At 39.7% G+C, this 17,201-nt stretch carries 20 protein-coding genes; 6 read left to right on the top strand and 14 right to left on the bottom strand.

The genetic code is table 11. The annotated features are described in order from the left end of the window. The first annotated feature begins 314 nt into the window (after positions 1 to 314). Positions 315 to 917 carry a hypothetical protein gene (locus NV381_RS21020; protein WP_258215237.1) on the top strand — a complete coding sequence of 201 codons (603 nt, stop codon included), beginning with the start codon at positions 315 to 317 and terminating at the stop codon, positions 915 to 917. A 648-nt stretch (positions 918 to 1,565) separates the two neighbouring features. Here the strand turns inward: NV381_RS21020 and NV381_RS21015 are convergent. Beyond that, positions 1,566 to 1,664 (bottom strand): YjcZ family sporulation protein, encoded by a 99-nt coding sequence (locus NV381_RS21015; RefSeq protein WP_258215236.1) that lies wholly within the window; start codon positions 1,662 to 1,664, stop codon positions 1,566 to 1,568. 559 nt (positions 1,665 to 2,223) lie between these two features. On the opposite strand from NV381_RS21015, the gene NV381_RS21010 reads away from it, so the two are divergent. After that, the gene (locus tag NV381_RS21010) at positions 2,224 to 2,961 is read left to right on the top strand and encodes a DUF4352 domain-containing protein (protein WP_258215235.1); all 738 of its coding nucleotides are present in this window, start codon (positions 2,224 to 2,226) and stop codon (positions 2,959 to 2,961) included. A gap of 314 nt (positions 2,962 to 3,275) precedes the next feature. Here the strand turns inward: NV381_RS21010 and NV381_RS21005 are convergent, their stop codons facing one another. The 5 genes from NV381_RS21005 to NV381_RS20985 form a co-directional block, all read right to left on the bottom strand. Beyond that, positions 3,276 to 3,584 (bottom strand): YolD-like family protein, encoded by a 309-nt coding sequence (locus tag NV381_RS21005; protein ID WP_258215234.1) that lies wholly within the window; start codon positions 3,582 to 3,584, stop codon positions 3,276 to 3,278. 48 nt (positions 3,585 to 3,632) lie between these two features. Then, on the bottom strand, positions 3,633 to 4,040 hold the full coding sequence (locus tag NV381_RS21000; RefSeq protein ID WP_258215233.1) for a hypothetical protein: 408 nt from the start codon (positions 4,038 to 4,040) through the stop codon (positions 3,633 to 3,635). A 144-nt stretch (positions 4,041 to 4,184) separates the two neighbouring features. Next, positions 4,185 to 4,412 (bottom strand): hypothetical protein, encoded by a 228-nt coding sequence (locus tag NV381_RS20995; protein WP_258215232.1) that lies wholly within the window; start codon positions 4,410 to 4,412, stop codon positions 4,185 to 4,187. An 87-nt stretch (positions 4,413 to 4,499) separates the two neighbouring features. Then, positions 4,500 to 4,691 (bottom strand): hypothetical protein, encoded by a 192-nt coding sequence (locus NV381_RS20990; RefSeq protein ID WP_258215231.1) that lies wholly within the window; start codon positions 4,689 to 4,691, stop codon positions 4,500 to 4,502. Positions 4,692 to 4,832: 141 nt separating this feature from the next. Further along, positions 4,833 to 5,522, bottom strand: coding sequence for a peptidylprolyl isomerase (locus NV381_RS20985; protein ID WP_258215230.1), 690 nt, complete (start codon positions 5,520 to 5,522; stop codon positions 4,833 to 4,835). Between the two features lie 689 nt (positions 5,523 to 6,211). Here NV381_RS20985 and NV381_RS20980 point away from each other — a divergent pair. After that, positions 6,212 to 6,871, top strand: a complete 660-nt coding sequence (locus NV381_RS20980; RefSeq protein ID WP_258215229.1) for a non-canonical purine NTP pyrophosphatase — start codon at positions 6,212 to 6,214, stop codon at positions 6,869 to 6,871. Between the two features lie 79 nt (positions 6,872 to 6,950). Here NV381_RS20980 and NV381_RS20975 read toward each other — a convergent pair whose 3' ends face one another. Both NV381_RS20975 and NV381_RS20970 read right to left on the bottom strand, forming a co-directional pair. Further along, complete coding sequence (locus NV381_RS20975) at positions 6,951 to 7,064, bottom strand: YjcZ family sporulation protein (protein ID WP_258215228.1); 114 nt, start codon at positions 7,062 to 7,064, stop codon at positions 6,951 to 6,953. Between the two features lie 248 nt (positions 7,065 to 7,312). Next, positions 7,313 to 7,975: a glycoside hydrolase family 73 protein gene (locus NV381_RS20970; protein WP_258215227.1), complete on the bottom strand. Its 663-nt coding sequence runs from the start codon at positions 7,973 to 7,975 to the stop codon at positions 7,313 to 7,315. Positions 7,976 to 8,865: 890 nt separating this feature from the next. Here NV381_RS20970 and NV381_RS20965 point away from each other — a divergent pair. After that, the gene (locus NV381_RS20965; RefSeq protein WP_258215226.1) at positions 8,866 to 9,192 is read left to right on the top strand and encodes a hypothetical protein; all 327 of its coding nucleotides are present in this window, start codon (positions 8,866 to 8,868) and stop codon (positions 9,190 to 9,192) included. Between the two features lie 84 nt (positions 9,193 to 9,276). On the opposite strand, the gene NV381_RS20960 is transcribed toward NV381_RS20965, so the two are convergent. The 4 genes from NV381_RS20960 to NV381_RS20945 all read right to left on the bottom strand — a co-directional run bounded on the left by NV381_RS20960 (position 9,277) and on the right by NV381_RS20945 (position 12,591). Further along, on the bottom strand, positions 9,277 to 9,528 hold the full coding sequence (locus NV381_RS20960; protein WP_258215225.1) for a YolD-like family protein: 252 nt from the start codon (positions 9,526 to 9,528) through the stop codon (positions 9,277 to 9,279). A gap of 189 nt (positions 9,529 to 9,717) precedes the next feature. After that, positions 9,718 to 10,173, bottom strand: coding sequence for a phage holin family protein (locus NV381_RS20955; protein ID WP_258215224.1), 456 nt, complete (start codon positions 10,171 to 10,173; stop codon positions 9,718 to 9,720). 203 nt (positions 10,174 to 10,376) lie between these two features. After that, the gene (locus NV381_RS20950) at positions 10,377 to 11,720 is read right to left on the bottom strand and encodes a TrkH family potassium uptake protein (RefSeq protein WP_258215223.1); all 1,344 of its coding nucleotides are present in this window, start codon (positions 11,718 to 11,720) and stop codon (positions 10,377 to 10,379) included. A gap of 256 nt (positions 11,721 to 11,976) precedes the next feature. Beyond that, positions 11,977 to 12,591 (bottom strand): nitroreductase family protein, encoded by a 615-nt coding sequence (locus NV381_RS20945; protein WP_258215222.1) that lies wholly within the window; start codon positions 12,589 to 12,591, stop codon positions 11,977 to 11,979. A gap of 165 nt (positions 12,592 to 12,756) precedes the next feature. Between NV381_RS20945 and NV381_RS20940 the strand changes: the two genes are divergently transcribed. Then, the gene (locus NV381_RS20940; protein WP_258215221.1) at positions 12,757 to 13,314 is read left to right on the top strand and encodes a DJ-1/PfpI family protein; all 558 of its coding nucleotides are present in this window, start codon (positions 12,757 to 12,759) and stop codon (positions 13,312 to 13,314) included. 106 nt (positions 13,315 to 13,420) lie between these two features. Here NV381_RS20940 and NV381_RS20935 read toward each other — a convergent pair whose 3' ends face one another. Next, entirely contained in the window at positions 13,421 to 14,275 is an 855-nt protein-coding gene (locus NV381_RS20935; protein ID WP_258215220.1) for an RNA ligase family protein, read from the bottom strand. Between the two features lie 103 nt (positions 14,276 to 14,378). On the opposite strand from NV381_RS20935, the gene NV381_RS20930 reads away from it, so the two are divergent. Beyond that, positions 14,379 to 14,606 (top strand): alpha/beta-type small acid-soluble spore protein, encoded by a 228-nt coding sequence (locus NV381_RS20930; RefSeq protein ID WP_258215219.1) that lies wholly within the window; start codon positions 14,379 to 14,381, stop codon positions 14,604 to 14,606. Positions 14,607 to 14,686: 80 nt separating this feature from the next. On the opposite strand, the gene NV381_RS20925 is transcribed toward NV381_RS20930, so the two are convergent. Then, on the bottom strand, positions 14,687 to 17,065 hold the full coding sequence (locus tag NV381_RS20925) for an S-layer homology domain-containing protein (protein WP_258215218.1): 2,379 nt from the start codon (positions 17,063 to 17,065) through the stop codon (positions 14,687 to 14,689). Positions 17,066 to 17,201: the final 136 nt, after the last annotated feature.

Raw genomic sequence — 17,201 nt, 5'->3', positions numbered from 1 at the left:
AAGTTCGAGATATGACGGTTAAGTCCACTGCTCTTCGTCAGTTGCTAACTAATTTTTAAAAATTTTTATGGTTAGGTGTGTTTGAGTTACTCAAAAGTCAGTTTAAAGCTTATTGACATAGTACGCTCTTTTAACTCACGTATAAAACAACCTGGACATGCTCAGAACACAAAACGAAAGATTTAGTACATATCGTTCCTCTATCAATTTCATTGCCAAAATAATTAATCCAAACTATATTTATACAGTAATTTATTGGAATTTTTAATACACTCGGTTATAATTTTATTAATTATTATTTTGGGGGAGATAGAGTGTCCGTTTCAATTGAAAACAATAAAGAATTATTATTGAACAATATTGATAAAACGCTACAATACGTTAACAAAATTTCAGAATACGACGTAAAATTAACTTGGATTTTTAAAAAACCTCTTCGATTGGGATTTATGGTACATTTATTGGTTTTATCAATATTGTTATTTGTTTCCTTCTATCTTCACTTTCGCATAGCAAAAGATCAAAGCATGGTATTTGTTCTATACTCAATATGCTTCTTAATGGCTTCTTATATGTTTCTTACGTTTGTAATTAATAAAGTACTAGTCCTATCTAAAAAGTCTGACAATGCTAAATTTTTAAAAGAATACCCTAAATTACGATCAGATGCTTATAATTCTCTACAAAATGAAAGTGTTATTCCTCCGACATATTGGGCTGCTGACTACCTCCTATTAATAAAACAGTATCTTTCTGACAAAAGAGCAGACAATTTAAAAGAAGCATTAAATATATTAGAATCAGAATTACGTCATAATCAGCAAATGATGCAGCTATCAGTTATTAAAGATCAAATAAAGGAGCTTATGTATGTTGAAATGTGGAATGCTTCTAGAATTTTGCGCAAGCTCGATTAGTGCATCGACAAAGTAACTGCCTCTTGATAGATGTAGTAAGCCATCAGCTGAAATAGGAAGTTTATTCTCTTAAAAGAAAAAACAACAAATAATACGCAAAAAACGGAACCTAAGAGTAGGTGGTTCCGTTTCTTTGTTATTCAACCAATGTGCAGAAGAATTGCACAGTCCGTCACTAATTTGGGTTAGAACAGTCAACGTTTTATCCTCCCATGCTCCTTACTTTTATAAATGACGAGTTTGATCCCCTCGTAAGAATTGGGTAAATATAGACCAGTAGTATCCGGTCGGTCCGCTGCCAAAGTTGACGTCTGTCTTGGCGTAATTGCGTTGAAGTTATTTCATCCACGATACTAGCATCGATGACTTGATGTGATCTTTGCGTAAAACCAAGTTCAATGCTTCGAAAGTCGATCTCAAGTGCCAACATGTGTCTTTTAAGCTATGTTGGCACCGACAACCGGCTGCCGTACTTATAACAATACCTTGGCAACCCAAGGTTCTTCGTCTTGTATGTCGGGCAACTGTACTTGTCCACCATACATTTCCATTTTAAGTATTTTCCTGATTTATCCATATAGTTCATTAATAATATATACAACAAACAGAAAAAAGCCCTCAATCCCGAAAGATAAAGGGCTGGTTTTGTTAGATACATGAACGTAATACGATAACAAGCAGAATGTACAATACAAGAATTACTCCCGTACTAGTCCAAAGGCCTACGCCTGCACAACTTGCCCCCATAGATAACAGCCTCCTTCCATTTAGCCTACAACATATTATGTATATTGCAGATTTATTGATTGGACACTTTAAAATAATAGGCCCATTGCAAGCAAGACATTTCGTTCCCTATTGAGATATGGAGCAATGTTTCAATTTCCAACATAGATATCCACTGAATAGGCACCCTTACTATTTTTCAATTAAGCACAGGAATAATTCCCTGTCTTACAATGCATGATTTAAATCTTGAAGTGAAATGAGTTTATCATCTCCTTAAGAACACTAATATTTAATTGTATTAATTTTTGGAATGTCATTCGAAAGTACTTATATCTATTATCCAATTAGTTGAGTTAATGAAGTCTTTTAAAATGGACGTCCAACAATTCTATCAGAACATGAATAAAATCGATCTATTACCTCATCCATAATATTACATATATTTTGTCGAAATGGTATAATAGGCCTACATTCTTTGTTATAGCAGCTAGCTTGACCCAAATACTAAGGGTAGATGGCTCAGTAAGGGAAGCCAAGTACTGCCAGAAAAAGTCCTATCCAAAATGAGGTATTAATCATGACATCGACAATAATAGAAAGTCTAATGGGAAGTCTCTTTTTAATAATGGGAGTTGTTTCACTTGTCCCAGCTATCATCTTGTTAATATTGAGAGTGAACCTATTTAAATATTTTTTCCTAGCATCAGGAGTTGGTTTTTATTATTTTTTAATTATCTTGTTAGTAGTCCCCTATATCCCACCATTTGGATCTATGTCCACAGAAGAATCGAGGGAAACCTCCAAAGCTTTAGTAGAAGTGAATCTCAATGCCCTATCAACGGATAAAGCTAAAAAGGAAACCGATTTGAAAATCAAAGCCGAAGAAGCTGCCAAAAAGAAAGCAATGGATGAAGAAGCTGCTAAAAAGGCTGCGGCCGAGAAAGCGAAAACTGAATTTGAGATGAACGAGACCATAGCTGCTGCAGACAGGAATTTTAAGATAGAAGGGATTAGAAGAGAGCCTGCAAACTTTAGAGATGCCTCTAAGGGATTAGAATATATCTATGTTACCGTTTCAACTGAAAATAATGGCGACAAGAAAATCATCTATAACCCTAGTCATTTTAGGATGGTACAAGAACCCAACTTTCTTATTAGCAGCAAGCTACGCACGTATAAAGAACTGAGTCCTGGCGAAAAAATCACTGATGAAATCCAATTTTCTCAGAAAATTAATGAAACAAATATACAGTTAAAATGCGACTTCGAACCATTCACTTCATTTAATAAAATTTATTTAATTCATTTACAGTGAGTACCATAATGAATCCGGGTCTGCTCCTGATAGGGTATTGGTCTAGGATACATGGAACATGGTGGCGTATCTACTCCAGTTACTGCTCAGATCCCTACTAGTTCATCGGTCTCCACCGTGGAAGCTCTTGTTCCCGACTTTGAATAACGCGCAAAGCCCCAGGCTGCACTTCAATATATCCGGTTTCAACTAGTTTCTTAATACAAGAACGTACTTGGTGTCGGGGGCGAACAGAAAGTCGGCAAATGTGCTCTAAATCAGGACGAGACCAATTATTCTGGTACAAATTCCAAAGGATGCGTAATATTTTCCTTTCAGTATCCTGCATCATGCAAATCCACCCTGATTACATCTGAAAATTGAAACACTTCCCATGAAGGTCCAGACTCGACTTTTATAAGAGCATATCGCGGATCTATACTTGTTACAATTCCAAATATAGTCCGGTTTCCACTATCTCTAAACAACGTAATTGAAGCCTCCAGATTTTGCGATTTCGAGACTTTTAATCTCCTGAATAATTCTTGCTGATCCTCGTCTGTTAACGCTGGTTTAGTCAATTTCATTTTTTTCTTCTGACCATAAACTCTATTGATCCGATTCTTATGTTCCGGTAACATCATTCCACTACACTCCCATATACTGTTTTCTTCTAGTTTTGTTCTCATTGTTCACTCGCTATCTGTTAATGAAATATCCCAATACTGGCTACCCTTTTGAACAATGGCTGCTCTGACCTTCTTCCATTGAATCAAAAGATTGTGATCATAGCCACGGCATATGAATTGAGCCTGTACGCCATCTTTGGCGCGAATTTCTTCTAAAATCTTGATGTCTCGTTTTCTCAACTCTACCCTAAGCTCCATCAATTCCGAGTGGACACTTTCATGCGCATTGCTGAGACTCAGGGCATAAAGGACATTCAGCTTCAAGTTAGCTTGTTTAATTTTCTGGATATCACTTTGAAGCACATCAAGCATGATCGATAATATAAGCTCCATTTTAACTAATAGAAGCTCACCGGGAGTAACTAACTGCGCTGGATTCGTTTGAATGTATTTGTTCATCTTATCTGCCACGAACATCGCCTCCGCTCAAAAGAGAACATATGTTTGTATATTATCCAGAATAACGAACATTTAATCTAATTTCAATAGTAATTTCTAAGTATGAGCAAAAAAAATCCCCACCAGCCTGAGCTAGTAAGGGATACATCTACTCGTTTAACTTTCATTCCGCAATTTTTGCTTGGATGCTGTAACCTTCTCTGTTTTTTTATCCGCTATTTCAGATACTGCAAGTAAGCCCATTGATAATCCAAACATGATGCAGACCATTAGTATACCTAGAAGTATGTGGTTATTGATCTCTAAATAAATCATGAGAGGAATGGAGATCATTAGGCAGCAATACAAAGCTACTCCAATATGGTTTGCTGTCTTCCTTGTCATTATAAGCCCTCCACTAAATCGAGTTCTTATATTTTATTCAGAAATGCAACTATTAGACGTGTCAGGTCATATCTAAATGAAACTTCATTACTCGGACTCTTTCGCTGGATACTCTGCTTTTAATGCGTCTAGGCTATCGAATCTCGGTGTCTCGAACATGAATTTAGCCGGTGCTTTCTCCGTTCGGTCTTTGAGAATATGTCCGTAATATTTTCCGTTCTTCTCAAATACACACATAGTGCGTCCTGCTTCGTTTAATAATGGATACCGTTCGATCATGCCGTTGCACCCCCATTAAGTTCTAATTAAATTCTATCATATGGGATCTATTTGCAAAAGAAAAAAGCCTACGGAATACTTCGGAGTAGAATTGAAAAATTACCGGTAGTTACATGTGTTCGTTTATGGGCGTTTCAATTATCATTTCTCTGTCACGGTTATTGACTCAATGAATACTTTTTCAGACGGATGGCTTAATTCTCCGGTATTATTAGCCTTTTCAACCTTTGTATCAGCAATTTTTAATACCGTATCCATGCCAGCTGTAACTTTGCCAAAAATCGTATAGTTCGGGTATTGATCCAGACTCTTGCTGTCTTCCCCCGTACAAATAAAAAACTGACTACCATTAGTGTTAGGACCTGCATTAGCCATTGCAACAATACCCGGTTTGTATTTATACGTTGAGCTCAATTCATCTTCGAATTTATATCCGGGACCCCCAGTACCATTACCATTAGGATCACCTGTTTGAACCATAAAGGACTTTATAATTCTATGAAATAAAATATCGTTATAAAATCCTTCCTTTGACAGAAAGACAAAATTATTGACCGTTTTTGGTGCTGAGTTTGCAAATAACTCAATTGTGAAGTCACCTTGATTGGTCTTGACAAGAGCTTGATAAGACTTATTCGAATCAATAATCATTGCTGGAGGACTTGCGTATTTCTTCTCGATAACTACTTCTTTTGCACTTTCACTTTTGGTTATCTCCATCTTCTGCTCCACTACATTACTATTGCGCGTTACTGAGCTATTATCGCCTGTATTAATAAAGTGCAAGGAAGTGGCAAGAATCAATAAAATCCCTATAATACTTGTCCCCATTGTTGTCTCTCCTTATGATTTAACTACTTACAAATTTGAGTGCATTGGCTGCTACACTATTAAAAAAATTTCCCGGGCAACCGCAAAAAGTGACGAAATCTCTTAAATATTGTTATATTGTAACATAATTGAATTTCGATTGTATCCCAGGTGTGCTGTGCTTCCGAAATATTTTGATCCTCTCTTATTTCCTCTCTAACATATAATTCCATTAAAAGACCCCTTGAGTTTATTTGATTTATATCCACAGATAAAATCTGTTATTTCATTGTATATACTACCATAATTTTACTTTCTATTGTTGAAAAATATCGGTGAGCACTTGTCCTCTTCGGACCATCATTCCGCATAAATTTCTGCAAACCTGCAGTTACTTTTTATAAGTGGTAGCATTCGAGAAAAATAAAGGTTAAAGTGCAGTAATTTTCATCCAATACGGTCAGTTTCAGCTAAGTATGAAAAAAAAGATGCACTTTTGCATGAATTTAAGATTCCTACGATAAAGCGGCCAAAAGGATGTATGAATGCAGTTTTTTTGGGGAGAATCCAATCATATCTTGTGCGCTGCCAGTCCGATTTTCTTTAAAAAGGGGAAATAAATAGGGCTCTGTCTTCCCTTTTCTTCCCTCAATACTTTGACTACTATAGGATTGAAGGAACAACATTAGATAGAAGGATGTGGGAGCGCAGTGGAAATTTTATTAGCAACATGGAATCGCCAAAAGCTTGCTTGGATGGCAAACGGTCTGCAACAGGTTGGCCTTCCGATTCATATACTGCGAGACGGCGAGATTCCCGAGGCGGAGGAGTCCGGTAAAACTTGCGAGGAAAATGCGTTGTTAAAGGTTAGGGAGGTCCGGGCAGCTAAAGAAGCGAGAATGTCCGCTGCTCATAGAGCCTCTTCTTCCCTGCCAACATTATCGGAAAATAAGGCTACATTTGACACCATTATCGTTGGGGAGGACTCCGGCTTATTCATTGATGCATTAAATGGATTTCCAGGCGTACGAACCGCCCGGTTTGCTGCGGGAACCGATAATGATCGAAGCCAAATTATACTTGAGCGTATGCTCAGTCTGAAAGAGGGCCAACGAAAGGCCTGTTTCGTGAGTGTAGTCGCAGTCCAATTCCCGGATGGCCAGGAGGATGTTTATCGGGGTGAGTTCCATGGGGAAATTTCTTTTGCTCCGATGGGAACATTGAGTGAAGGTTATGCTCGTATATTTCAATTGTTGAATGGACAAACACTGGCCAGTCTTAACCCTGCACAGTGGGAAGGCCGAGATCATCGCCGCCAAGCTTTGTCATTAGCATCAGCGGGAATACTTAAATGGTTGGAACCCCGCTAATAAAAAACTAGCGGGGTACGTAGAAATTCCCTGACTAAACAAAAAACCTCAATCCCGAAGGAAAGAGGGCTGATGTTCATTAGATAAAGGCACGAGAAACGATAACAAGCAAGATGAAAAGTACGAGAATCACACCCGTAGAAGTAAACACACCTGCACAGCTACAGCTGCCTGCTCCAACTCCCAATCCCATAGTTTCTTCCTCCTTCCGCTCTAGCTGCTGTAGTTTATGAACCAATGAAGCCATGCGATTGGACTGTTTTAATAAATAGGCATTTACCAAGGGTAATAAGTCGTTCCAAATTTGATAGATTATCATACGATGTGGTATGGATCGGCCGCCAACTGGTCCATTATTTCCCCATAGATCCTTCTGGATAGACGGTTGCAGATATTGCGCCGTCTATTGTGCGTGGGAATGAATCAGCAATTTCTACTGACTTAAACTTCTATCTTCCGGTCTATACGGCCATCCAACACAGTATTTAAAAAGGCCAACTCCGAAGCTGTCAGCGTCCTGTCTACTATTTTTTGCATCCAGTTCCAGTCCAGTTGATCGGCATTATACGCTTTCCCCATCACTTGGTACAGCATATCCCACTGCCATTGCTCTAGTTTCATTGGCATATTCGTTTCATCCTCCTCAACTATAGCCTTTGCTAAAAGGTCATATGGTGCCAAACTGTTATTTTCAATGATACTGATTAACTTCGATGCATAGTTCGCATCAGTCGCGTAGCCTGCCGTCTGCAAAGCTTTGGCTGCCCCTACATAGTCTAACTCTGAGCATCGATCAAAAAATCCAGCCTTAGTATAACGGCTGTTTTGCACAAGAAAATTGCTATGATCGGTTACACTGCCTTCCCAACTGGAGTAAACACGAAAACCATCCTTAATCGTAACGAATGCTCCATTGATATATTCTTGCGTAGTAAGCTCTTGCCCCGTACCTTTAATGCCAAACAGGTTATTGCCAGGAGCAATTATCCCCCATGCTGATTCTAATGCTGCTTGAGCTATCGTAATAGATGTCAGGATACCTGTGCGCTTTTGATCCTCCACTGCCAGAGGAGTCAGTATTTCAATAAAAGATTTTTTATCCACAGCATTCCCTCCGTTCTCTTATATCTTATTCAGAATGGGACTTGCCCGAATCATGTAATTGTCCCTGTAGCTTAAGCGATTTATTATGGATCTGACCGGCTGCTGTATTATCCATATACTTATACATTTTACACATAAGTAGTTATAAACAATATGCAATTCTGTTATATGCGTTTGTATGTTATATTTGTGTTGTCACAAAACATTCAAATAATTCATTTCTACTCGGAAGGTGATTTAATGGATACCGATCTTGTTGTATTGGGTTTTATCATTTTACTTTCAACCATCCTCTATCTTCCAGGCAAATTGATATTAAAAAAGAAAAAGAACTCTAAGATCATAAACATTGAAGACTATAAAAAGAGCAAGATAAACAAGGAGCTCCCTTAACATTTACATAATAAAAAATGCCCTCATAGTCGATGCAACCAAACTCCACTTGCTGCGCGGAAATTGATCGAAATAGTGCAAATATGTATCGAATTTCTAATATTTCTATGGTAATCTGAATTTGACATATAGGGAGTTGAAATGAGGGAATAAGAGGATGGTTTTATTGTTTCTTTTTCTTGCTTCTTTATCTGTATACGTTTGCTATCGCTACTATGAGACCGTTGAAGTGGTTTTATTTTTGCTTGGATTTTACTCCTGTATCTTTTGGTTGGTCGTTGCGGCCAAGTGGATAACCGGTTAGTTAAATATAGATTGCTTTACGAAGTCCTCTGCGAATAGAGGGCTTATTTTATTTCATTGGCAAACGAAAAATCGACTGTTACTTCAGAAAACGAGAACAGATGTTACGAAAAATTTATTATTTCATGTCTGTTTGCCGATATATGTAGAGACAGATAATTGAGCAACAAATTGAAAGGCGGCTGAGAACGTACATGGACATTGAAAAACCTATTGTAACTAATGAGCGTTATGTCACGACTATTGAAATACTGGAAAAGTACGGTGCCAGAACCACACATTTAGAAATACTGATAGAACTAGGAAAAGTGCCCTCTGTAAAAGATTATATAGATTTATTCAGGGAACAGCTGGGCGTTGAAACAGAGATTAAGGATATTAATACTATGCCTCACTTTGATAAGCAGAGGTATTATTTGATGGATTTCAGAGTTCTGGAAGGGGCAACTCAAGAACTGCGAGGAATTAGAGTATTACGTACAAGCAAGGACTTTACCTATACACCGGTAACTAAAATATAGATTTTTCAAAATCTATTAAATCAGCCCTCGATTCCATTCTAAAAGGAAAGAGGGCTTGTATCTTGTATCCGGGTATTCTCAGAGCTAATCTCTTGGACTATCAACTTTCATAATATCCATAAACGGCACCTTCGTCAGTTCTTCGTTACGTTGAATATGTACCTTGCCGGTGCGCGAGTCTAAATTGGTAATCCACCCTCGCACTGGCTCCTCCCATCCCCAAACCGTCAGCTGAACCTCTGAATTCTCATTTTTGGCCTCAGTCAGCTGATTACCAATCTCCTCTAGCACAAACTCGTCTCGCGTCGGGCGCTTTGCTACTTTTGCCTTTGCCATATCGATCTCTCCCCTTATCCCTTTATTCTGTAAACTTGCCATTCGTTCCTAAATAATCCGCTGATATAATGTTAATGCATAGTAAATTAAATAATTTCCAACAAGACAGAACGAGGCAACAAAAAACCTCGGAATCATCCCCCGAGGCTTCCTACTCTATCATACCAAAACCTATCACAAAAGGGCTAATTATTTACCTTCTCCTTTATCTTTCAGTTGCTCCAAAAATTGTGTGATAATTCTAGGCAATGGTACACCAAGCACGCCGAGATTCTCAACAACCGACAACCCTTCTCTGCCAGCATAAAAATAAAGCACAAGGGTTCGAAATACGGGCGCCTGACCGCCAACAAACTCATCTAGCAATACGGATAATGCAATGACTCCCAGGACAATCGCCTTACGAATGCCACCCCAGAACATAATCTCACTATTTACCGTCTTTGTTTTGATTGCTCCTAGCAAGCCGCTTATGTAATCAGCCACCATGAGGTAGACCATTACTTTAAGGGCGATATCCCATCCCCCCAGAAATTGTGTTGCAATGATACCAATAAGCGAAACCGCAGACCCTATCAATGTCTCCGTTCTTTTATCGCCTATTGCCGCTGAAACTAGTAATGGCACAAGTTTGCTAGCTTCCATATAGTAGCATCAACCTCCCTTTGTACAAACTATGTAAAAGGGTTCCAAATGGTTTGGTCATGCTCCTAATTTGAATAAATGGACAGCAGCTTTTTGTAGAAATGTGCAAATTTGACTCCATACTTTAGTAAAGAAAAAGACCCCTAATTGGAGTCTTTATTCAAAGCTAAACCGGATTTACAAGACACACTATGTACACAGCATCAGCCTATTGTGATTTTGCCTTCCGGATATCGGTACAAATCTTTTTTATGTTTGGGTAAGAGAGAAAATGCTAAAGTCAACAGTCCTATCCGCCCGGTAAACATGAGTAAAATAATAATGATTTTACCTGTGAAGGTTAAATGCTGCGTTAATCCCATACTCAGTCCTACTGTACCAAATGCAGAAGCGGTTTCGAACAAAATCATTAGAAAATCCTGCCCCTGTAGAACGGATAATATCATAGTAAAAGTAACGACAATAAAAACAGCAATTACAGTTAAGGTTACAGCCTTATAAATATCCTTTTGAGGGAGCCTGTGACGAAACATAACCACATCTTCTTTGCCCCGAATCATTGATAACAAAGCCCCTACCAAAACCGCAAAGGTAGTTAGCTTAATCCCTCCTCCAGTTGATCCCGGTGCCGCACCTATAAACATCATTATAATCATAAGGAATTGTGTTGCCTCGTGTAAATTCGCTATATCAATAGTATTTACACCCGCTGATCTTAAGGTGATGGATTGAAATAATGATGCAACTATTTTCGTAGTCCAACTATGGTTTCCGAGTGTATTCGTGTTGGCATATTCAAATATAAATATACAGACTGCGCTGATCGCGGTCAGTATGGCCGTCGTAACTAAAACTACTTTAGAATGTATGGACAGCTTTCTTGTTTTGGGAAAATCCATAATATCTGAAATGACAATGAAGCCTATTCCACCTAACAAGACGAGCGCCATGGACACTATATTAATAAAATAATCATCGATATAAGGGGTTAAGTTCGTAAAGCCACCCATCAGCTCAAAACCTGCATTATTAAAGATAGACACCGAGTGAAAGATAGAGAAATAAACGGCTTTTCCCAGTGGCATTTCCTGCGACCAACGGATTAGAAATAAGACAGCGGCAATACTTTCTATCGTTAAGGAATAAATAAGAACCTTACGTATAAGGCGAACGATACCCTCCATCGTATTTTGATTTAAAGTCTCAGTCAGAATTAACCGGTCGCTTAGTGAAACCTGTTTTTTCAAAGCTATGGCAAACCAGGTTGCAACGGTCATAAACCCAACCCCGCCGGCTTGAATCAATAACAATAAAATAATTTGTCCGAATACGGAAAAATGAGTGCCTGTATCTACAACAATTAGGCCAGTTACACAGAGTGCAGAGGTGGCTGTAAATAAAGCGTCGATAAATGATATTGTATTCCCGCTTTTGAGAGAGATCGGCAAATACAAGAGAAAAGTACCCAAGCAGATAATCAATGCAAACCCGCCCGATAACACACGAGAAGGAGTCAGCTTAATAAATTTTGATAAACGCAACTTCAAGCACCCCAATTATTTTATTTCGATTGCGCCCATTGTTCACATATTAATTTGATACATTAAGATGATGCTCAAATAAACCAAATTCTATTATACAATATAAACGGAATGTTATACAGCGAGTATACACGAATCAACACTCCTTGAGGGCGAACACCTTATTAACGTTCGGCCAAGCCCGATATAGATGCATTTTTTATTCAACAAAAAAACTGCCTGGATATTCCCGGCAGCTTGTTAAGCCTATTTCAACTTTTGCTTATTTCTCAATAGCACCTTCAAAAACAACCTCACTCAGTGGAAGTCGGCCATTAGGCAGCTCACGAGCTTGAAGCGCTTCAGACAGTTGGCTCTTGTCACCATGATAACCGACCGCTATAACGGCATGCAGTTCAAACTCATCCGGCACATTTAGCAGCTGGCGTGCTTTTACACGGTCAAACCCACCCATTGCATGAGTCACAAGCCCAAGAATGGTTGCTTGCAAAGCCAGGGAGCCCCATGCTGTTCCACTGTCGAATGCATGTGCTACGTTAGCGTCCCCGTTACCTCTTAACTTGTTGGATGCTACTACTATTAGTACGGGTGCTTTAGATGCCCACGCCAGATTAAATTCGTTAATGAATTGATGGAAGAGATCGAGATGCTCTTGCGTTTTGGCAACAATAAATCTCCAAGGCTGGTCGTTCGAAGCTGATGGAGCCCAGTGAGCAGCCTCTAGAATGGTATTAAGGTCTTCATCACTCACTTTGCGATCGGAATAAGCGCGAGGTGACCAACGATTCAAAAACAAAGGGCTAACTGGAAAATCGGACTTACGATTATTTTCTACCTCTGGAGCCAATACAGTGAGATTGGAAGTTTCGTTACTCATCAATAAATACCACCTTTCGCATCGGAATTAACTTACTTAAAGATAGCACACAAATGATTGTTTAGCAACCATAATTTGTTACTTCCCTCTTTACAAGAATTAGGATTTGCATCACAATTGGACTATGGGAACCATCCATAATATACCAAATCAGGAGTGATCCAATTGTCCAAAAAAATTCTTCTCATTACCGGTGATGCAGTAGAAGCTCTGGAAGTATATTACCCATATTTTCGAGTTTTAGAAGAAGGCTACGAAGCTGTAATTGCATCCCCTAAGAAAAAGGTATTGAAAACTGTCGTTCACGACTTTGAAGGATGGGATACTTATACAGAAAAACCGGGATATCAATTGGAATCCCACTTATCCTTTGAAGAAGTCGATCCAGCGGAATATGACGGTCTTATTATACCCGGAGGCCGTGCCCCTGAGTACATTCGGTTGGATCCAAGCATACCTCGAATCTTGACCCACTTTTTCGAAACTAATAAGCCTGTTGGTGCTATATGCCATGCGGTCCTTGTACTTAGTGCATTGAAAAATAATACTTATTTCGAAGGACGCACGCTAACCGCCTATACAGCTTGTCGCCCTGATGTAGAGCAGTTGGGCGCGACCTATGCGGCAGATACACTGCATGTAGACGGAAATATTGTATCTGGACACGCTTGGCCGGATTTGCCAGGATTCATGAGGGAATTTCTTGCGCTAGTCAAGAAATAATAGCATTAAGCAGCCGGCCAAGGTTTGCCGGCTTTTTTCATTTAACAGCATAAAAAACTTCCCTAGGTTCCTATAAAACAGAAGCCGGGAAGTTTATCATTATTTATTATACGAAATTCATAAAAACAGGTGCTCTCAGCATTCCATGACGGGTAAGCCCGCGATACATAACCCTACCTTTTATACCAGGCTGCAGATACACAAAACGGTCATTTTCGGACGTCACCCATTTTTTACTGATGGCATAAAAGGCAATTTCCTGCATTGGATTTACACCCTGCTTAATAATGCCTGCTGGCCGCTTATTTCCATTCTCCTCCGTTTGTATAAGCCATCCTAGCTCATCCTTACAGTAGCCTATAATATCAACCTCCGCATAGCGGGTGTTAATTATTTTCAACCAATCATGCGAGCTTCGCGAAACATAAAGACTGTCTTTACGTTTGGCTACTATCCCCTCCATCGATTTCTCCACTACCGTATGAAATAGATCATTTCCTTTATCTTCAGTCTGCGGCACAAGATGAAAATATTCGTTTGGGATCAATTTAGACTCCAAAATAGAGCGTCGTTTCATTAGCGGCAAAGTACGCAAATCTCTGCCTCTATAGAAAAGCACGTCCCACACCACAAAATGTACAGGCCTTTGACTAGCATAGGACTGAATTCTATGTTTACTTTTTAGTTGTAATCGTTCCATTACCAATTCATAGTCAGATTCACCCGTATCCGGATCTATACAGCACACTTCACCATCAAGCACTATATCCCCATCTGCAGGCACATTTAAAAGCTCGGGATACTGTCTTGTACATTCTTTTTGGCCGCGCGTGAACAAACGCGTTTCATGCGCGTTAGCAGACAGTATAACCCGATGCCCATCGAGTTTAGGTTCATAAACGAAAGCCGAATCCGAGAATGGCTCATCTATTGATTCCAGCAGCATCGGTGCGATAAACATTGGCATCACCCAATTTCATTGTAACATGGACTTCGCTATGAATAATTAGGGAAAACATGGAGATGATATGTTTACTTTCAAATATAACCAGGAGGTGCTTTTCATGGCAACAGGTCAATCCAGAAACAGTAATCAAATTGTGGTTCAACAAGCTGCATCTGCTTTAGAAAAATTGAAATATGAGGTGGCTCAAGAGCTGGGCATTCAAATTCCTCAAGACGGTTATTATGGTTATATGGCATCCCGGGATACAGGAGCCATAGGTGGACATATGGTTCGCCGTTTGGTACAAATAGCTGAGCAGCAGTTAAGTAATGGAAACCGGTTCTAGGTAAAATGGGTTACTTTCAAAAGCAAAAAAACAGGCTTGGTCTCTAATCTGACCTTCGCCTGTTTTTTGTTATCTGTTTATTACCAGCCTCTATTTATAGGTGAATCCTGCAGTTCCGAGCGAACTTGTAAAAACTTGTAGAACGTAGTGGCAGCTTGTGCACGAGTAATTTGCTCTCTAGGCTTAAACTTACCAGCCTCAAGCGGCATAATAGTCAATCCGTTAAGTATGGAAATGGCCCCTTTGTTCTTTACCCCTTCCAAATCAGTTGCGCTTGCCGCAAAAAGTCCTTCCACTTGAGCCAATTTACGGTAACCAAGAGCTCTAACAATAAGGTCAGCCATCTCCGATTTAGTTAACGTTGCATCCGGCTTGAAAGTATCCGAGTTACGGTCTATCAAATTGAGATCGATCGCGTTTTCAATATAAGCGAAATATTTATTATCTTTGGCAACGTCACTGAAGCTCGCAGTTCGTTCAGCATAGGCTCCTGCTGCCATTGGGTAATACCCTCCATTAACAGACGCCAGCAGCATTTTAACCATTTCCCCACGAGTGATCAACCCATCAGGCTGAACTTTCCCGTCCACCACATCAAGCGCTTGATAATCAATCATTAGTCTTAATGCTTCTTCAGCTGGGTGGCCTGTAATATCGGTTGGTGCAGAAACCGGCTTAATTACTTGAATCGTTTCTCTATTCTTCCACTCACCTGTTGTCGCATCCAGGAATGAAGGCTCTCTGAATTGAACCTTTGACTTCAAATTATAGACAAGCTTCGTTTCAGGCTTTTGTGGCGCCTCTTCGGACGGCTTGATTTCACCCGCAGCAACCATCAGGTTATATTTATCCATGGCCATAGTTGAGCCATAATAAGGGACACCCATACCACCCTTCATGAACGTTATATATTGCAATTCAACCTCATATTGGGAGAGCAGTATCTTCTTGGCGTCGTCATCTGAAATTACCTTAGGCTTTTCAGACGGATACGGTATCGAAGTTATATTGCTATAGAAATCCTGTATATCGCCTGTTTTGCGATCCAGATTGATATTAACGGATTCATACTCCGTGTACACTCCGTTAACGATACGGCGGAAACTATAATTAAAATTAGGCATGTATTGCATCTTTTCAACAGGTATATCATAGATTTGTGGCTCCAGATACAACTCGTGTGCATAAGCCGGAAGCAGCTTTTGAATATAAGTGGCTGCCTTCTCCTTCAATTGATCATAGCTTAGGCCGCTTGTATCCTGAGCAGCAGTTGCATCTGCTGAGGCTATCCGGTAATTATATTTGGAATAACGCAACACGGCGCCTGTATTACTGTCTACCGTTGCATGGATAGACGGATTATCCTTCTCTTTTCCCGTAGACCAGCTGAGATCCCACTGAATGGAAGTGCTGCCAGTGCGCGGATCGTTATTTTCTTGATACGATGCATTTTCCAGCTTGGCATCTGCAGGGAGCGGGAGAAGCTTGGATACTCGTTCTATAGCCTGTTCCTTAGTTAGCTTCAGCGGTTGCTTCGGAAATTCCTCCAATTGTTTATCACTTGCAGCAATGGACGCCGGACGAGCACTCCTCGGTGCTCCTGTGTACAGAAGCGCTTCACCGCTTTGTGCATCAATCATGAACGGTTCCATTTGATAAGAAATCAGAGGGGTTGCTTTTCCGATCGGCGTGTTTGGAAATATGTATTGCAGGCGCGATTCGGCAAGCTTCTTAAATTGTTCGTTAGCTTGTTCAGTAGTGAGCTTATTTTCCGTTGTTTTAAAAGTGAGCTGAGAATCCCATTGCATATTATAAGAAATGATTTGACCTTCTCCATCTACAGTCACAGAGATTGAATTTTGCGGAAACACAACCCCATTTACAACTCTAACATACTGGAATGGATACTGAGCTGAGCCGGTTAGAGGCTTGCGATAGCCTTGTTCGAATTGGTCATAATATTTAAGTTGGTCCTTTTCAGTTGGATTTGTCTTCGCAATGTAGTCTAAGGCAATTTGTTTGGCATGCTCCAGATCAACCTTGGGAGGAAATACAGGCTTTTTATCCGGATCATAGTTATTGATATAATAAGAAATTAGTTGCCCAGTATCCGAATCAATTGAAACGTTAATGTTTCCATAATACCGCTTCTGATCCTGCTTATTGAAATTCATATTCCATGTTCCTCGACCGCTGCCGCTACCGTAAGCATTATTATAACCGACTCCTTGCAGTGTAAAGCCGTCCGGAATCTTCACGTACTGTTTGGCAAGCTCGATAGCGCGTTCCCGATTAATTTTTGTGTCAACCGGAGCTTCCTCATTACCGATTGTTTTACCCATGCTTATGTCAGGCTGTACGGCCATTACATTAGCAGCTTCAGGCATCATAGCAGAAACCGGCGCTACAGAACCAAGCAGCATAATGCTAGTGATACTGGCAATTCCTAATTTTTTCATATTAATTACCGACCTCTTCCTGTGAAGGTTATTTGATGTTACCAGAAAAGCGGCTAATCCAATACGAACAAAGCTCATCCGGTCAATTAGATGCTTTTCTTAATACATGTACTATAACGAACCTCATTTGGAAAAA

This window comes from Paenibacillus radicis (ex Xue et al. 2023) (assembly GCF_024722015.1).
In the GTDB taxonomy this organism is placed as follows: Bacteria; Bacillota; Bacilli; order Paenibacillales; family NBRC-103111; genus Paenibacillus_S.
The sequence above is the reverse complement of the archived record's forward strand: the minus strand, read 5'-3'. Positions and strand labels throughout refer to the sequence as shown.

What these genes read in the sequence shown, in the direction of transcription:
- NV381_RS20945 (WP_258215222.1), bottom strand. Translation starts at nt 12,591, where the DNA reads ATGAGTAACGAAACTTCCAATCTCACTGTATTGGCTCCAGAGGTAGAA.
- NV381_RS20975 (WP_258215228.1), bottom strand. Translation starts at nt 7,064, where the DNA reads ATGGGATTGGGAGTTGGAGCAGGCAGCTGTAGCTGTGCAGGTGTGTTT.
- NV381_RS20930 (WP_258215219.1), top strand. Translation starts at nt 14,379, where the DNA reads ATGGCAACAGGTCAATCCAGAAACAGTAATCAAATTGTGGTTCAACAA.
- NV381_RS21005 (WP_258215234.1), bottom strand. Translation starts at nt 3,584, where the DNA reads ATGATGTTACCGGAACATAAGAATCGGATCAATAGAGTTTATGGTCAG.
- NV381_RS20935 (WP_258215220.1), bottom strand. Translation starts at nt 14,275, where the DNA reads ATGTTTATCGCACCGATGCTGCTGGAATCAATAGATGAGCCATTCTCG.
- NV381_RS20960 (WP_258215225.1), bottom strand. Translation starts at nt 9,528, where the DNA reads ATGGCAAAGGCAAAAGTAGCAAAGCGCCCGACGCGAGACGAGTTTGTG.
- NV381_RS20955 (WP_258215224.1), bottom strand. Translation starts at nt 10,173, where the DNA reads ATGGAAGCTAGCAAACTTGTGCCATTACTAGTTTCAGCGGCAATAGGC.
- NV381_RS20990 (WP_258215231.1), bottom strand. Translation starts at nt 4,691, where the DNA reads ATGATCGAACGGTATCCATTATTAAACGAAGCAGGACGCACTATGTGT.
- NV381_RS20925 (WP_258215218.1), bottom strand. Translation starts at nt 17,065, where the DNA reads ATGAAAAAATTAGGAATTGCCAGTATCACTAGCATTATGCTGCTTGGT.
- NV381_RS20985 (WP_258215230.1), bottom strand. Translation starts at nt 5,522, where the DNA reads ATGGGGACAAGTATTATAGGGATTTTATTGATTCTTGCCACTTCCTTG.
- NV381_RS21015 (WP_258215236.1), bottom strand. Translation starts at nt 1,664, where the DNA reads ATGGGGGCAAGTTGTGCAGGCGTAGGCCTTTGGACTAGTACGGGAGTA.
- NV381_RS20965 (WP_258215226.1), top strand. Translation starts at nt 8,866, where the DNA reads ATGGACATTGAAAAACCTATTGTAACTAATGAGCGTTATGTCACGACT.
- NV381_RS21010 (WP_258215235.1), top strand. Translation starts at nt 2,224, where the DNA reads ATGACATCGACAATAATAGAAAGTCTAATGGGAAGTCTCTTTTTAATA.
- NV381_RS20995 (WP_258215232.1), bottom strand. Translation starts at nt 4,412, where the DNA reads ATGACAAGGAAGACAGCAAACCATATTGGAGTAGCTTTGTATTGCTGC.